The 14,348-nt window shown below is 51.7% G+C and carries 13 protein-coding genes and 1 tRNA gene; 2 read left to right on the top strand and 12 right to left on the bottom strand.

Going from position 1 to position 14,348, the window contains the following annotated elements:
• Nucleotides 1–64: 64 nt before the first annotated feature.
• The 12 genes from ACO0K8_RS08885 to ACO0K8_RS08830 form a co-directional block, all read right to left on the bottom strand.
• Nucleotides 65–325 carry a hypothetical protein gene (locus ACO0K8_RS08885; protein WP_422946299.1) on the bottom strand — a complete coding sequence of 87 codons (261 nt, stop codon included), beginning with the start codon at nucleotides 323–325 and terminating at the stop codon, nucleotides 65–67.
• A gap of 13 nt (nucleotides 326–338) precedes the next feature.
• Entirely contained in the window at nucleotides 339–1,187 is an 849-nt protein-coding gene (gene prmC, locus ACO0K8_RS08880; protein WP_422946298.1) for a peptide chain release factor N(5)-glutamine methyltransferase, read from the bottom strand.
• Between the two features lie 8 nt (nucleotides 1,188–1,195).
• Nucleotides 1,196–1,699 (bottom strand): disulfide bond formation protein B, encoded by a 504-nt coding sequence (locus ACO0K8_RS08875; RefSeq protein ID WP_422946297.1) that lies wholly within the window; start codon nucleotides 1,697–1,699, stop codon nucleotides 1,196–1,198.
• A gap of 248 nt (nucleotides 1,700–1,947) precedes the next feature.
• Entirely contained in the window at nucleotides 1,948–3,033 is a 1,086-nt protein-coding gene (gene prfA / locus ACO0K8_RS08870; RefSeq protein ID WP_126128100.1) for a peptide chain release factor 1, read from the bottom strand.
• 169 nt (nucleotides 3,034–3,202) lie between these two features.
• Nucleotides 3,203–4,489, bottom strand: a complete 1,287-nt coding sequence (hemA, locus tag ACO0K8_RS08865; protein WP_422946296.1) for a glutamyl-tRNA reductase — start codon at nucleotides 4,487–4,489, stop codon at nucleotides 3,203–3,205.
• 91 nt (nucleotides 4,490–4,580) lie between these two features.
• Nucleotides 4,581–7,037 (bottom strand): CHASE2 domain-containing protein, encoded by a 2,457-nt coding sequence (locus ACO0K8_RS08860; protein WP_422946295.1) that lies wholly within the window; start codon nucleotides 7,035–7,037, stop codon nucleotides 4,581–4,583.
• Nucleotides 7,038–7,048: 11 nt separating this feature from the next.
• Nucleotides 7,049–8,743, bottom strand: a complete 1,695-nt coding sequence (locus ACO0K8_RS08855; RefSeq protein ID WP_422946294.1) for a FecR domain-containing protein — start codon at nucleotides 8,741–8,743, stop codon at nucleotides 7,049–7,051.
• Between the two features lie 74 nt (nucleotides 8,744–8,817).
• A complete protein-coding gene (locus tag ACO0K8_RS08850; RefSeq protein WP_422946293.1) occupies nucleotides 8,818–9,510 on the bottom strand; it encodes a response regulator transcription factor in 693 nt (230 codons plus the stop codon).
• 208 nt (nucleotides 9,511–9,718) lie between these two features.
• Entirely contained in the window at nucleotides 9,719–9,982 is a 264-nt protein-coding gene (gene minE, locus ACO0K8_RS08845) for a cell division topological specificity factor MinE (protein WP_422946292.1), read from the bottom strand.
• A gap of 1 nt (nucleotide 9,983) precedes the next feature.
• Nucleotides 9,984–10,799: a septum site-determining protein MinD gene (gene minD / locus ACO0K8_RS08840; protein ID WP_126128106.1), complete on the bottom strand. Its 816-nt coding sequence runs from the start codon at nucleotides 10,797–10,799 to the stop codon at nucleotides 9,984–9,986.
• A gap of 64 nt (nucleotides 10,800–10,863) precedes the next feature.
• Nucleotides 10,864–11,613 carry a septum site-determining protein MinC gene (gene minC, locus ACO0K8_RS08835; protein WP_422946291.1) on the bottom strand — a complete coding sequence of 250 codons (750 nt, stop codon included), beginning with the start codon at nucleotides 11,611–11,613 and terminating at the stop codon, nucleotides 10,864–10,866.
• A gap of 538 nt (nucleotides 11,614–12,151) precedes the next feature.
• Nucleotides 12,152–12,227: transfer RNA gene (locus ACO0K8_RS08830), tRNA-Phe, on the bottom strand.
• A 154-nt stretch (nucleotides 12,228–12,381) separates the two neighbouring features.
• On the opposite strand from ACO0K8_RS08830, the gene ACO0K8_RS08825 reads away from it, so the two are divergent.
• Together ACO0K8_RS08825 and ACO0K8_RS08820 are read left to right on the top strand one after the other, a co-directional pair.
• Nucleotides 12,382–13,581, top strand: coding sequence for an FAD-dependent monooxygenase (locus ACO0K8_RS08825; RefSeq protein WP_422946290.1), 1,200 nt, complete (start codon nucleotides 12,382–12,384; stop codon nucleotides 13,579–13,581).
• Nucleotides 13,582–13,628: 47 nt separating this feature from the next.
• Nucleotides 13,629–14,345 (top strand): DsbC family protein, encoded by a 717-nt coding sequence (locus ACO0K8_RS08820; RefSeq protein ID WP_422946625.1) that lies wholly within the window; start codon nucleotides 13,629–13,631, stop codon nucleotides 14,343–14,345.
• Nucleotides 14,346–14,348 lie beyond the last annotated feature (3 nt).

The raw sequence follows: 14,348 nt of genomic DNA, 5'->3' as shown, positions 1-14,348 counted from the left end.
GCGAGCCGCATGGAATATGCGCAGTGGCAGGGCGGTATTTGAATCCCGGAAATACTACTTAGCTTTACTGCAGATATATTCCCGGTCGGTTAATTTCCATCAGCGCTTCTGGTTTGGCGGGGGTGGTGAAGCCGTAACGTTGGTAGAGGTCGCGGGCGAAGGCGATTTGCTTGCCGTTCTGGTCAAAACCGCCGAAGCACAGTGAGTGCTGCAGCGAGCGCTCTACCGTTGCCAAGGGGATGCCGATTGCCCAGGTGCTTGCTGTGGACAAAAAATGGTGGATCATGGGGATGTCCATGAGCGCCAGGTCGGTACTGATCTGCATGCAGCTCTCCTGTTTATTTTTTGCCACCGCTCACGCGCAAGATGCCCGCCAGATCGGGCCAGCTCTGCACTTCGCTAAATCCTGCTGCGCTCAGTAAGGTTTGTACTTGTTCGGCCTGGTGGTAGCCATGCTCCATCAGTAGCCAGCCGTCGTCGTCCAGATAGCTGGGTGCACCATCTATGATGCGGCGATAGGCGCTTAGGCCATCGGCATGATCGGTCAATGCATCGATAGGTTCAAAGCGCAGGTCGCCTTGGCTCAGATGCTGGTCGTCTTTCACGATGTAGGGCGGGTTGCTGACGATGGTGGTAAAGCGGCTTGTGGGGCTCACCGTGAGTGCGCTATACCAGTCGCTCTGAAATAATTGCAGGGTAGCGGGCGCTAGATGGCGTGCCGCATTTTTGGCGGCGATGGCCAGTGCGGCCGGACTGATGTCGAGCGCAGTGACTTCTAAATCGGGTCGTTGTTGCGCCACGCTGATGGCGATTGCGCCTGAGCCTGTGCCCAGATCGAGCAGGCGGCTGGCCTTGGGTGCATACTGCAAGGCCAGTTCTACCAATAACTCAGTATCGGGCCGCGGGATCAACACATCGGGCGTGACATAAAAATCCAGGCCAAAAAATTCACGTTGACCGAGGATGTAGGCCATAGGTTCGCCCTGCACGCGACGCGCAATCAGGGCATAGAGTTGCTGTGCCTGCTCGCTGCTGAGCATTGTTTCGGAGCGGGTAATCAATTGCACCCGGCTCAAGCCTAGCGCATGCATCAAGAGCATGCGGGTTTCCAATAATTCTAAGGGCGAGTCAGACTGACATTGCGCGATTGTTGCACCTGCTTGCAGCCAACTCAGTATATTCGGCATGCTCGGCATCAATGCCCTTTGCCGAACAGTTCACGCGCTTTCTTTTTGCTGAACAGCAGTACCCCGAGTACCAGCGCAAAAATCAGGAACCAGATCAAGGCCCAGGCCGGGATAGAGAGACCGAAGATGGGGGGGTAAGGTGTGTCGCACAGGCCGTCGGCCTTGAGTAATACTGGCAATACGTCGGCCAAGATGATTTTATTCAGGCCGGTTTCCAGAGGGTCCATGCCGCAAGATACTTCAGGATTAAAGAGTATCCAGACGTGTTTGGCGGCGGCGCCTATGCCGAATAACGCTGAGCCAAAACCGAGAGCGAAACCTAGACGTCTAACCGCCCGCGGTAAGGCTAGCGCGATCAGACAGCTTAGACCGATCGCGATGAAGGCGTAGCGCTGTAAGACACAATATGGGCAAGGCAGCATTTTTTCGACCAGCTGCAAATACAGGGCGACCAGCAGCAGTCCCAGGCAAAGGAGGGCGGTGGTGATAAGAGCAATTTTTGTACGGTTCATGGGCTGCCAATAGAATTGATTTGCGGCTAGACGGGGCAGTCGCGTGTGGCTGCTCTCTTAGCTATCTTGCTTATGATACTAGAAAATGTTTTTGGTTCCACATGCTTTTTAACAATACGGCGCTAAATAGTCCCCGGAACGCCGCATATACTGACCCCTAGTATCAGATATGCCAACGCCATTGCGCACGTTCTATATGCGCAATGGCGTTTGAATTTTACATACTCCCCAATAATCGTCAATATTACTTAATTATTATCGTCCGCCAGAGCTGCCAGTAATTCGGCCTGATGTTCGGCCACCAGCGCGTTAGTCAGATCGGAAAGTTCACCATCCATGATGAAATCGAGTTTGTATAAAGTCAGGTTGATGCGGTGATCGGTCATGCGTCCCTGCGGGAAGTTATAGGTGCGGATACGCTCGCTGCGGTCGCCCGAACCGATCAGGCTCTTACGGGTGGCCGCTTCCTTGGCTTGCTTCTCACGCATTTGGCCATCCATGATGCGGGTGGCCAGCACGCGCATTGCTTGTGCTTTATTTTGATGCTGGCTACGACCATCCTGACATTCGACCACGATGCCGGTCGGGATATGGGTGAGGCGTACCGCTGAATCGGTTTTGTTAATATGTTGACCACCGGCACCGGAGGCGCGGAAGGTATCGATACGCAAATCCGAGTTATTGATGATGACGTCGGCCAGTTCATCGGCTTCCGGCATCACCGCTACGGTACAGGCCGAGGTGTGGATGCGGCCCTGAGTCTCGGTAGTCGGCACGCGTTGCACGCGATGGCCGCCCGATTCAAATTTGAGTTTGGAGTAAGCGCCGGGGCCGGCGATACGCACGATCGCCTCTTTATAGCCACCCAGTTCAGACGGCGACTCCGACATCATTTCTATCTGCCAGCGGTTGCGTTCGGCAAAGCGGGTGTACATGCGCAGCAAGTCGCCGGCAAACAAGGCGGCCTCGTCGCCACCGGTACCGGCACGTATCTCTAGCAAAATATTGCGTTCGTCGTTAGGGTCTTTCGGCAATAGCATTTTTTGCAGATCGACTTGCAAATCTTCCATGCGCTGTTTGGCATCGTTGATCTCTTCTTGCGCGAACTCTTTCATCTCAGGATCGGCCAGCATCTCTTGCGCCGAAGCTATGTCGGCCTGCGCTTGCTGGTAGTTTTGATACAGCGCCACCAGCGGTTCGAGTTCGGCATTTTCGCGCGTGAGTTTGCGATAATTGTCCATATCCTTGGTGACGTCTTCTTGCATCAGCAATTGGCTGACTTCGACCAGGCGCTCGGCCAATTGATCGAGTTTGGAAAGCATAGATGGTTTCATGTGATGACCTTGTACTTGTAATTGTCGGCAGTAGCCATGGGCAAATCGCTTTGCGTATGGCTGCTACTGAGATTGTTGCGGTATTGAGTGATGGCAGACTGGCTGCTCAGATAAGTCAACGGCGGCCTGCGGCAATAGGGCGCCAGATGTGGCGGCAAGCTCAGGCTAGCTAACGCCTGGTGCGGAACAGTTGCGGTAATAAAGTTGCCAGGCGGGCGCGTTCATCGCCGCTGGCTTGGCGTAAGGCTTGCTGCGGGCCGTGCAAAAATTTGGCGGTGATGCCTTTGGAGAGTGCCTCAAGTACGGCATCGATATCGTCGCCGCGCGCCAACATCTTGCGCGCCCGTTCCAGCTCTAGCAGGCGCATGGCTTCGCTGTTTTCATGCAAATCCTGGATCACTGGCACCATCACGCGACCATCCACCCAATGCATGAAGGATTGCACGCGGGTTTCTATGATGGCTTCGGCTTGCGCTACCGCAGCCTGGCGGTTTTCCATGCCGGTTTGCACCACGCTGCCGAGATCGTCAACGGTGTACAAGTAGACGTCACCTAGTTGTGCCACTTCTGGTTCTATATCGCGCGGCACCGCCAGATCGACCATGAAAATGGGGCGATGGCGACGCGTTTTGACGGCGCGTTCAACCAGACCGAGACCGATGATGGGCAGCGACGATGCGGTGCAAGAGACGATGATGTCGAACTGGTGCAGGCATTGTGGCAGTTCTGCCAGACGGATTGCCTTGCCATCGAAGCGATGCGCCAGCGCTTCGCCGCGCTCTAAAGTACGATTCGCAATCGTCAGGCTTTTGGGGTTTTGCGCAGCAAAATGGGTAGCGCACAGCTCTATCATTTCGCCGGCGCCGATAAACAGCACGTGCTGTTCTGAAATTTTGTCAAAAATGCGTTGCGATAAACGCACTGCCGCCGCTGCCATAGAGACGCTATGCGCACCGATCTCGGTGGTGCTGCGCACTTCTTTGGCGACCGCGAAGGTGCGTTGGAATAACTGGTGCAGATAAGTGCCCAGGCCGCCAGCGGCATCGGCCTGACGTACTGCATCTTTCATCTGGCCCAGAATCTGCGGCTCGCCCAGGACCATAGAATCTAATCCGGAGGCGACACGGAAAGCGTGTCTTACCGCATTGTCTTGCGGCAGCGTGTACAGATGGTGACGAAGTTCTGAGTAGGGCAGCTTGTGGAAATCCGCCAAAAAATGCGCTGTAGCATCAATGGAGTTCTCTACCCCGCTGACGGCATACAATTCGGTACGGTTGCAGGTCGATAAAATCGCCGCTTCCGGCCCAAAATGATTGTTGGTACTGCTGTCAACGCGGCCAAACCAGGAGCGTGCAGCCACAACCGCCTGACCTATCTGATCAGGTGAGAAGGCGACTTTTTCGCGTAAAGACAGCGGTGCAGTCGTGTGATTGAGGCCAACGGCAAGTAGTTGCATAGACTTGAGAATGTATATCAGCCTGCATTATACAGCCTAGCCAGGCCCTGGATTCCGGCAAAAAGTAAGACTTGCGCAAGATCAAGGGTGATCAAATGCTAAAAGCCGGCAATTTTAAGACAAAAGTGCTGCCTTCACCGGGTACGCTCTGGAAATCTATCTGCCCATGATGCCTATCCATGACCTTTTTGATAAACACCATACCCAGGCCGACACCATCATTTTTCGGCTGTTCTTTGTGCTTAAAGCGCTGAAACCGTTGAAATAACCGACTTTGATCGGTGCGTGCGATTCCGTAACCCTGATCGGCTACGGTGCAAATGACATGCGCATCGATCATGCCGGTTTGATAATTCAAAGAGCAAGTAATGCTGGTGTCGCTAGGACTATATTTGATCGCATTTGAGAGTAAATTGGTCAGCACCCGCGTCATCAGGCTACGATCGATACGCACCGGATAGTTGGCCTCAGGGATCTGGGTATGGATGCGTATATTTTTCTCTTTTGCCAGACTCCACATCTCATCGCAGGCGTCGATCAGCACATCTTGAAAATCCATGTCTTCTAAGCGGTAATCCTGGGCTTCGGCACGCGCCAGTTGCACGAAATTATCCGCCAGACCCAAGGTGATACGCGAGGCTTTTTCTATGCGGTTTAAGAAATCTGCTTGCGGCAAAGCGGTTTGCGGATCGTGCTGCAATTCCAGTAGCGCCAGGATAGAGGCTTGCGGTGCCCGCATGTCATGCGAGATAAAGTGCAGCGTCTCATCGCGACTGCGCTCGGCGGCGCGGATCGCCGAGATGTCGATCAGACTGATAATCCAACCGCTTAATTCACGCTGGCCGGTATAGCAGGGCGCGCTCTTAATCAAGAGATCACGTTCTTTAGTATCAACAATCTCTACCCCTTTGCTCATGCTGCTCTGGTGTTGCAGATCGATTAAATTCCACCAGCTAAAAACTATATTCGGGGTCTCTTCCATGGCAGCCGGAGTACTCATTTTGCTAAATAAATACGGCAGCATGGCGTCTTGTATCTTGGGCTGGCCTATGCTGGCAAAATACAGCATGGCGGCCGGGTTCGAGAGCAGGATATTGCCGTCTACGGTGGTAACGATGGTGGCGTCCGGCAAACTATTTAAGCTGTCGCTGACAAACTGGCGTAAGTCTCTTACCCGGCGCGCAGCATTGCGCATCGCCTGTATGCTCTGCTCTAGGCTATCTTGTAGCGGCGCGGTTAAGGATGGCTGAGTGTCATCGGGATCGTTGGCTGCATCAATTTTCAATTCCGGGAGTAAATGCGGCTCCTGATCGAGCAGGATAAACTCTTCGCCCAGATAGCGTATCGCCGCTTCCAGACGGCGCCAGCTCCAAAGCGGATAAGCCAGCAGCAAGCCGCACAAGGCGCTGGATGGTGGCAGCCAGTAACCCAGACGCAGCGCGATAAAACTGCTAAGCAAGACTAACAAGAATAGACCAGCCGTCAGGCTCAATGCGCGGCGCGGTGAAGCAAATAAATATCCTAGTAAGGCCAGAGCTACTGGTATGAGTGCATACAGCAGGGTTTGCCAGAGTGGCGCCAAAGCGATGGCGCGTTGGTCGAGCAAACTGGCAAGGATATTGGCATTGATTTCTATCCCTGAGATGGCACCTTCGTTGGCCGATACCGGGGTGCTAAAGGAATCTGCCATGCCAACCGCGCTGGAACCTATCAGTATGTATTTATTCCGAAAAAAATCGGCAGGAACTTCGCCTCGTAATACCGTCACATAAGGCACAGAAGTAAAGTGACCGCTACTGCCGTAATACGGAATATGCATCTGGTAATCGCGTTGCCAGGCATCGCTCAGGGGGCTGCTTCGATCTGAATCTGATAAACGCTGGCCAGGCAGCGAAGCCGTGGCAGTGGCCTCTGCTGCCAAAGGATTGGCAATGTCGCGCATCGCTAGTGCAAAATGCGGCCACCATACGCCGTGCATGCCTTCTTGCAAAAAGACACTGCGCGCCATCCCGTCTTTATCCAGCTCAAGATGGATGTGTGCCAGTTGTCGTGCTGCTTTGCTCAATATGGGTAGTGGCTGAGCGGCACTCAGACCTTGACCGGCGCTAGTTGAGACCAGTGGCAGCACCACTTTATTGCTAGCGGCAATTGCCGCGGCCAGACTGACGTCGCCATTTTGTAAGCCATCCGAGGATAGATTTTCGGATTCGGAGAATAGAATATCGAGACCGATGGCGGCCGGATTGGCGGCGTTGAGTTGCTTGAGTAGTTCGGCATGTCGTAGCCGTGGCCATGGCCACTTGCCCAGTTCGGCCAAGCTATAGTCATCAATCGCGACAATGATGATGTCATCGCGCGCCGGATGCGGGTTCAGGCGCATGAATCTATCGTATAGACTTTGATCTAAAGTGCCTAGTGTTTTGCTCCACTGCAAACCAGTAATCAAGAGCAGCAAGACGACACTGATGAAGATCCACTCGCGTAAAGCAAGTCGCCTCGATGCTGCGTTGCTATTTTCTGTGCTTACGTTGCTTGCCGTGCTGCTCATGAAGTGATCGATTAAAAATTCGGTCTTGCTACAGCGCCGCCAATATCAATGGGCTCACCGTTACCGCTTACCCAGCGCGTAAAAATTTCGACTTTTTGCGTCGCCGAAAAAGCGCCGACATATCCATCGGCATCGGTCGCCTTGACGCGGATAAAATACAGACCGGATGGGGGGCGAGGAATGCTGATTTCTGGCTGGCTCAACTGCTGCGATAAATACAGGACACTGAAGCTGGCATCGCTAGCGATTTCGAGCAGAAAATTTTGACCTGGCTCAGAAGGCCAGTTTAGGGACAGTGCATTGGCGCCGGTATCTGTGACGGCATTCATCGCTTGCGCTGGCATGTAGCTAAAGGTCTGGGTATCGCTGTAGGGGCCTTGGTCTAGCTTGCCATTTTTTTGCGCCAAGCTTGCGATGCGCCAGAAATAGCTGCCATGTTTTAATGTGCTGGCTGTGTATTGGCTCGCCTTGATCTCGCTTTGATCGATCAAGATCTGTTTAAACTCCGCATCGCTAGCAACTTGCAGGTGATAGCCCAGCGCATCGCTGGCTTCGGTCCAGGAAAAATTTACAGTCTCGGCCCGCAGTTTTGCTTTTGGTGCCACCGTGAACGGAGGTTCTGGACGCGCCTTGAGAGTGAACGGGAAGATATTAGGTAAGCCTTCAAGCCCGGCTGCATCGAAGGCGGTTACGCGGCTAAAGTAATTGCCATCCATCAGGCCATCGACTTTGTAAGCGGTATCGACGACACGGCCCTCGGCTATGATGTTTTGTGCTTGCGCATCGGTTGCGATTTGCATCCTATAACCGTGCGCCATTTCCATTTTGCTGACAGCTAATTGTACGGTAGGCTTTTCTTGTAACTGGTAGCCGTTCTCTAGTGTCGGAGCCGGTAACAAAGCGACCGCTTTTCCTAGTCCCGTCTGGTTGATGATATTACCCTGACCGCTTGCTAGCAATAAGGCGTTTGGTTTTTCTGTTTTGCCGACTGCAACAGCGCCGGACAGAACTTCACTGGCGATACCGTTGTCGTTGATGCCAACCCGAAAGTGAGTGCCACGTACGCCGGCAATCGCCAGCGGTGAAGTGACTTCGAAACGTCCCTTATTGCTCACCAGTGTGGAAACTCTTGACTCCACGCGACCTTGCTGCAAGCGCACTTCGGTGCGCGGGCTTTTCGTGTATTTGGCCATTCTCAGCTTGGCTAATAACACCTGGCTATTTGAGGGGATAGAGATGCGCGATTCATCCGGTAATGCCAGGCTCAAGAAGCCATTTTTACTGGTGGTGATCACACTACTTTCGCTTAGCACATCACCCAAGGCAAGCGGTGCTTCTGTGCCATTCTTATTTTTACTCGAGACCTGCCCGGCAAGGGCCACCACCTTGGCCTGGCTTGCTTCTTCTGGTAACAGCTCTAGCGGAATTAAGATGGCAGAACCTATAGGGATGGCTCGGTCATTGGCTATTTTGTTACGCTTACCTAGCAAAGTCGCATTGCTGGCATTGTCGGTGTAGCGTTTGGCGATGCTGCTTAAAGTGTCGCCATCCAATGCGAAATAGGTCATGTCGGGCGGCGTATTGCTGATACTGCCAGGTTCCCCGCTGATTTTAGCGGCTTCAGTGTTGGCGCAGACACTGAGAAATAATGCGATGGATGCAGAAAAAAAACCTAATGACAATCGAGATGATAAGGCGAGGCTCATGCGGACTTCCAAAAAATTGACTGGGCTAGCAGCCCGCGTAACAGGCTTGTTTCTACGATCGTCATGCAGAAAATTTACTCTGCAACGACTTGCTCTAGGCGATACCCATAGCTGTACACTGGAGCCAGGCGATAGCCGTTTTCGGGACGCAGATTGAGTTTGCTACGTACCCGTGAAATATGGGTATCCATAGTACGTGAGGGGATATCGATATCACGTGACCAGACCGCCTCTAAAATATAAGCGCGTGACAAAGGACGACCGAGATTATTAAATAAGAGCAAAGCCAGATCGAACTCTTTTTGCGTCATCTCTACCGGCTCATCGTTGACACTTACGCGGCTGGCGCGGGTTTCAAATTGATAAATACCGAATTGCACGATTTCTGCCGCGTTTTGCGTCGGATAGGCGCGGCGTAACAGAGCATGCACGCGTGCCACCAGTTCGCCACGTCGTATCGGCTTGATCATATAGTCATCCGCGCCTGCGGCCAAGCCGGCAATGATGTCGTCTTCGCCCGAGCGGCTAGTCATAAACAGCACCGGCAATGTTGGCGACAGCTTCTCTCTGACCCAATGCAAAACTTCGGTACCGCTTAAGTCGGGTACTTGCCAGTCGAGTATCAGCAGATCAAAACTCTCCCGCCGTAACTGATGCAGCATTTCTTTGCCGCTGGTGAAAGGGTGGCAGACGTGGCCTGCTGCTGTCAAAATTGTACAAGCCAATTCTAATATACTATTGTCATCATCAAGAATGGCGATACGCATAAGGGGACTCGGGTAGATGCTGATTAAGAAAGTGAATCTGCGTTGGTTTTGCGATATTTACCAGCGTTCTCTGTACATCGCTGCGTAAGCGAGAGTAAATAGCCTGGTATAACAGTGCTCACGCAGTTTTTGCAGGAGGCACTGACTAATCTTGTTGTCATATTACATTGAGGAGTCAGAGCTGGGACCCAGCTTCTGCCTCAACACTTTAGCTACGCAGTTCTACGTCAGGCAAAATAACATTGACGTCCAAGACTTCCAGATTGCCCTGTTTATCCAGAGAAACCTTGATGTCATCAGGATTGACCTTGGTATATTTTGCAATAACAGCAATCAATTCTTCGCGCAAAGCGGGTAAAAAATCGTAACCATCGCGCCCGGTACGTTCGCGGGCGATGATAATTTGCAGACGTTCTTTTGCCGCATTCGCACTTTTTGGTTTAGGTGCAAACAAAAAAGAGAGCAATGCCATCTTACTTACCTCCGAAAATTCGTTGCAGCAATCCCGGCTTTTCGTAGGCGACAAAGCGCAGAGGTATTTCTTCACCCAGGAAGCGTGACACCACGTCTTCATAGGCGTCAGAGACGTCTGTGCCCTTCATGTGAATAGCTGGATTGCCATGGTTGGATGCGTGCAGTACCGCTTCTGATTCAGGTATCACCCCGATCAGCGGAATTCGCAAAATTTCTTGAACATCAGTGTAAGACAGCATCTCGCCAGCCTCTACGCGTTTTGGCGAGTAGCGGGTAATCAGCAGATGCTCTTTGACTGGTTCGCCACCCGCTTGGGCGCGTTTCGATTTGGCCTGAATGATGCCCAGGATGCGGTCTGAATCGCGCACTGAAGACACCTCTGGATTGGTTACCACGATGGCCTCGTCGGCAAAGGTCAATGCCATCACGGCACCGCGCTCGATACCTGCCGGTGAATCGCAAACGATGTATTCAAAATCCATTTTGATCAGATCATTGAGTACGCGCTCCACACCTTCTTCTGTCAGTGCGTCTTTGTCACGCGTCTGCGACGCTGGCAGAATAAATAAGTTATCGCAATGTTTGTCTTTAATCAGCGCCTGATTCAGGGTTGCTTCACCACTGATGACGTTGACCAGGTCATACACCACACGGCGCTCACAGCCCATGATCAAATCGAGATTGCGCAGACCGACGTCAAAATCTAGTACGGCTGTCTTGTGGCCGCGCATCGCCAGGCCTGAAGAAAAACTCGCGCTAGAAGTGGTTTTCCCCACTCCGCCTTTACCGGACGTTACAACGATAATTCTTGCCACAAAGAGCTCCTTTAGCTGTGCTGGAAATACCAGGAATTGGGATTACTGAGAACCTAATAAATACTTAAGCTGCTGATTTCATGGATGATACTTCAATACTGTCACCAATTAGCTTGATTTGTACCGGATGTTGTGCCGGAAGCTCAGGGAAACCGTTCTCGAAGGTGCGGTAAATCCCGGCTATCGATACCAGTTCCGGCTCCATCGTCAGTGCGTAAATACGTGCATTGGTGTTGCCACTCGCACCAGCTAAGGCGCGGCCACGTAAAGGCGCATAAATATGGATACTGCCATCGGCAATTACTTCTGCGCCATTGTTCACCGCAGCGGTAATAATCAGATCGGCACCGCGCGCATAAATGCGCTGACCGGCACGTACCGGAGTATCGATCACCATTGCCGCTACATTACTTATCTGGAGTTGGGGAGCCAGGGTGGGCGCGCTAGGTTTGGGTTCTTCTTTCGCTGTGGGCAGCGGCGCTTCTTCGTTGCGCAACTTGCTGACTGCATCGATGATCAGGCCGTACCCGCGTATATTCGCTTGGTCTTCCGGGCGTGCATTGCGCACTGCAACAACATTCAAGCCAAAGGACTTGAACAGGGCGCATACCTTGGGCCAGTCAAATTTTTCTTGTGAGACGGCCTCGATATCGAGGATGGCAAATTCGTCCTCAAAGAAATCTGGAGTGCCGGCCGTGATGTCCTTTAATGCCAGTTCAAGTTCTGGGATCGTCGCCTTGGTCAGAATAATTGCTACTGCTACAACTGTGGCTATCTTTATTTCTACGGATTTGCGCGTCTGACTGTTTTGCATAAATGGCGAAATGAAAAAATGAAACAAAGTTAATACAAATCTATTTCCAAAAAACGGAGCAGATAGCGCGAAAAGGGCAATCGTACCAATTGATGAGCAAGAATGCAAAAGAAAGAAGCAGTGAGTGTTAGAACGTGCAAATAGACAATATCCGTGTGGAAATAAAATCGCAGTTTTAAGATGTTTTATCATGCTCTTAAGCAAAAAAAGGAGACTGACGTGATAAAAACTAGTTCGCCCATGATGGCATGTCCAATCATGGGCGAATCTAAAAGAGAATTTGGACGGCGAGTTTGTGCGATGTAAATCGCGCAAAACACACCTGGCTACCGTCATGCATATCGGTTGCATGTACAGCAGATGAAAAGATGATACACAATCTATATGACGCAGACATGACAAATATCAAATAAGTATGATGTGCGCGTGGTGCTGTGTATTAATCGGCAGTGTACGCTCTGTCGCTGTATCAAAAAATTTAGACGAAAAAAATGCCTGCATGAATAAACGTGCAGGCATTTTTTCTACTACTAGTTCTTGGTGGCCCGGGGCGGAATCGAACCACCGACACAAGGATTTTCAATCCTCTGCTCTACCGACTGAGCTACCAGGCCAAGACGAAGAATTATAGTGAAGTATTCGGTAAAATGCAAATGTTTTCGCTACTTGACCTGAAAAATTGGCAAAACGCTGTGCGCTAGGATGCTAAATCTGGTGCTGCTGGCGCTGCCGTATAATGGCCCATCCTTATTGCAGATTTAAATAATCATGGCTACACAAAATAATCACAGTGATGTTTGCATCGTCGGCAATGGCGCGGTGGGTAAGGCGGCGGCTTTAGGCTTGTCGCAGGCTGGTTTGCGGGTTTGTTTATTAGGTGCGCCAGTCACTGTAGCGCCGATAAGTGATGCGTCTAGCTGGGATGTGCGGGTGTTTGCCTTAAATCATGTGGCGCACGATTTATTGACTAGCTTAAAAGTGTGGGATGCGATGGATCTGGCGCGGGTCGCACCGGTTAGCGCGATGCAGGTGATCGATGCGCGCGAGTCGAGTGCTGCGCAGCTCGATTTTGATGCGTACGGCGCGCATATCGATGAGTTGGCCTGGATCGTGGAAGACCGCAATTTAAATCAGGCGCTCGATACTGCGTTGAAATTTGCCCAGAATTTGACGCAAGTTCAAGGGCGGGCTGTGCGCTTCGAGGTCGCTGATACTCAGGCCACGGTCACATTGGAAAGCGGCGATACTTTGTCGGCTTCATTGATGATAGGTGCTGACGGCGCACAATCCTGGTTGCGTGGTCAATGCGATATAGGGCTCGATTATCGCTCTTACGGGCAGCGTGGCGTGGTGACTAATTTTGCTTGCGAAAAACCGCATCAGGGCGTGGCGCATCAGTGGTTCGTCGAAAATTTGGGCATTATCGCGCTGCTGCCTTTGCCGGGTAATCAGGTGTCACTGGTGTGGTCTGCTCCAGATGCATTGGCTGCGGATTTATTGCGCGAGCCCTTGACTAGTCTGGCGCAACGTTTGTCGGTGTATTGCGCAGATGCTTTGGGCGCGTTGACTCCCTTGCAGCCGGAGTCGATAAAGGCCTTTCCCTTACAACTATTGCGCCCGCATGCGATGATAGCGCCGCGGGTTGCCCTGATCGGTGATGCTGCGCATGTGGTCCATCCGCTGGCGGGACATGGTATGAATCTCGGTTTTGGCGATGTCACTAGTTTACTTAGTCAGATTACCGCACGTGAGTCGCACCGGGATTGCGGCGATGCCCGTGTGCTCAGTCGCTATAGCAGAGCCAGACGTGAAGAGGTGGCTTTGATGCAGATGACTACCGATGGTCTGGCCCGCTTGTTTGGCAGCGATTTGGCACCGCTTCGTCTTGCCCGTAGTTTGGGAATGAACTTACTTAATCGTCTGCCTGTCTTAAAAAGAAAACTGATCTCGCAAGCCATGGGCAAATAAGCCGACTCAGTGCCAGGCCCCATTTATCTAGGAAAACCATGAAACGTATGACACTTAAAAACATCTCGGCCGCGCTAGGCTTGCTGGCTACTTCTCTGGTATTGGCGCAGACGCCTCAGGAAGCGGCGGTAAAAAAATTGGTGGAGCCTCGCCTGGGCGAAGGTACTAAAGTTGATTCAGTGACCAAAACCCCGTATGCCGGTTTATATGAGGTGCGGGTTGGCAGCGATGTCTTATATACAGATGAGAAGGCTCAATACTTATTCTTGGGTAATGTGATCGATGCGCAGACTTCTACCGATCTAACCAAGCTACGTACTGATGAATTAAGTAAAGTGAAGTTTTCTGATTTACCTTTGGACATCGCATTAAAAAGCGTGACTGGTAACGGCAAGCGCGTCATCGCGATTTTTGAAGATCCTAACTGCGGCTATTGCAAGCGTTTTCGCAAGACCTTGCAAGGCGTAGAAAATCTGACTGTGTACACCTTCGTCTACAATATTTTGTCGGAAGACTCTTTGGTTAAATCGAAAAATATTTGGTGCTCTACAGATAAGAACAAGGCCTGGGATGACTGGATGTTGAATGGTAAAGCGGCACCGACTGCCATCGGTAATTGCTCTATGCCTAACGATAAAATTTTGGCTTTGGGTAAAAAACTGCGCGTCACCGGTACGCCTACTATTATCTTCACCGATGGATCACGTTTGCCAGGTGCGGTTGATGTGAAGGCGCTAGAAACCAAATTCGCCTCGTTGAAATAAACG

Source organism: Undibacterium sp. Ren11W (genome assembly GCF_049340485.1).
Classification (GTDB): domain Bacteria; phylum Pseudomonadota; class Gammaproteobacteria; order Burkholderiales; family Burkholderiaceae_D; genus Undibacterium.
The sequence above is the reverse complement of the archived record's forward strand: the minus strand, read 5'-3'. Positions and strand labels throughout refer to the sequence as shown.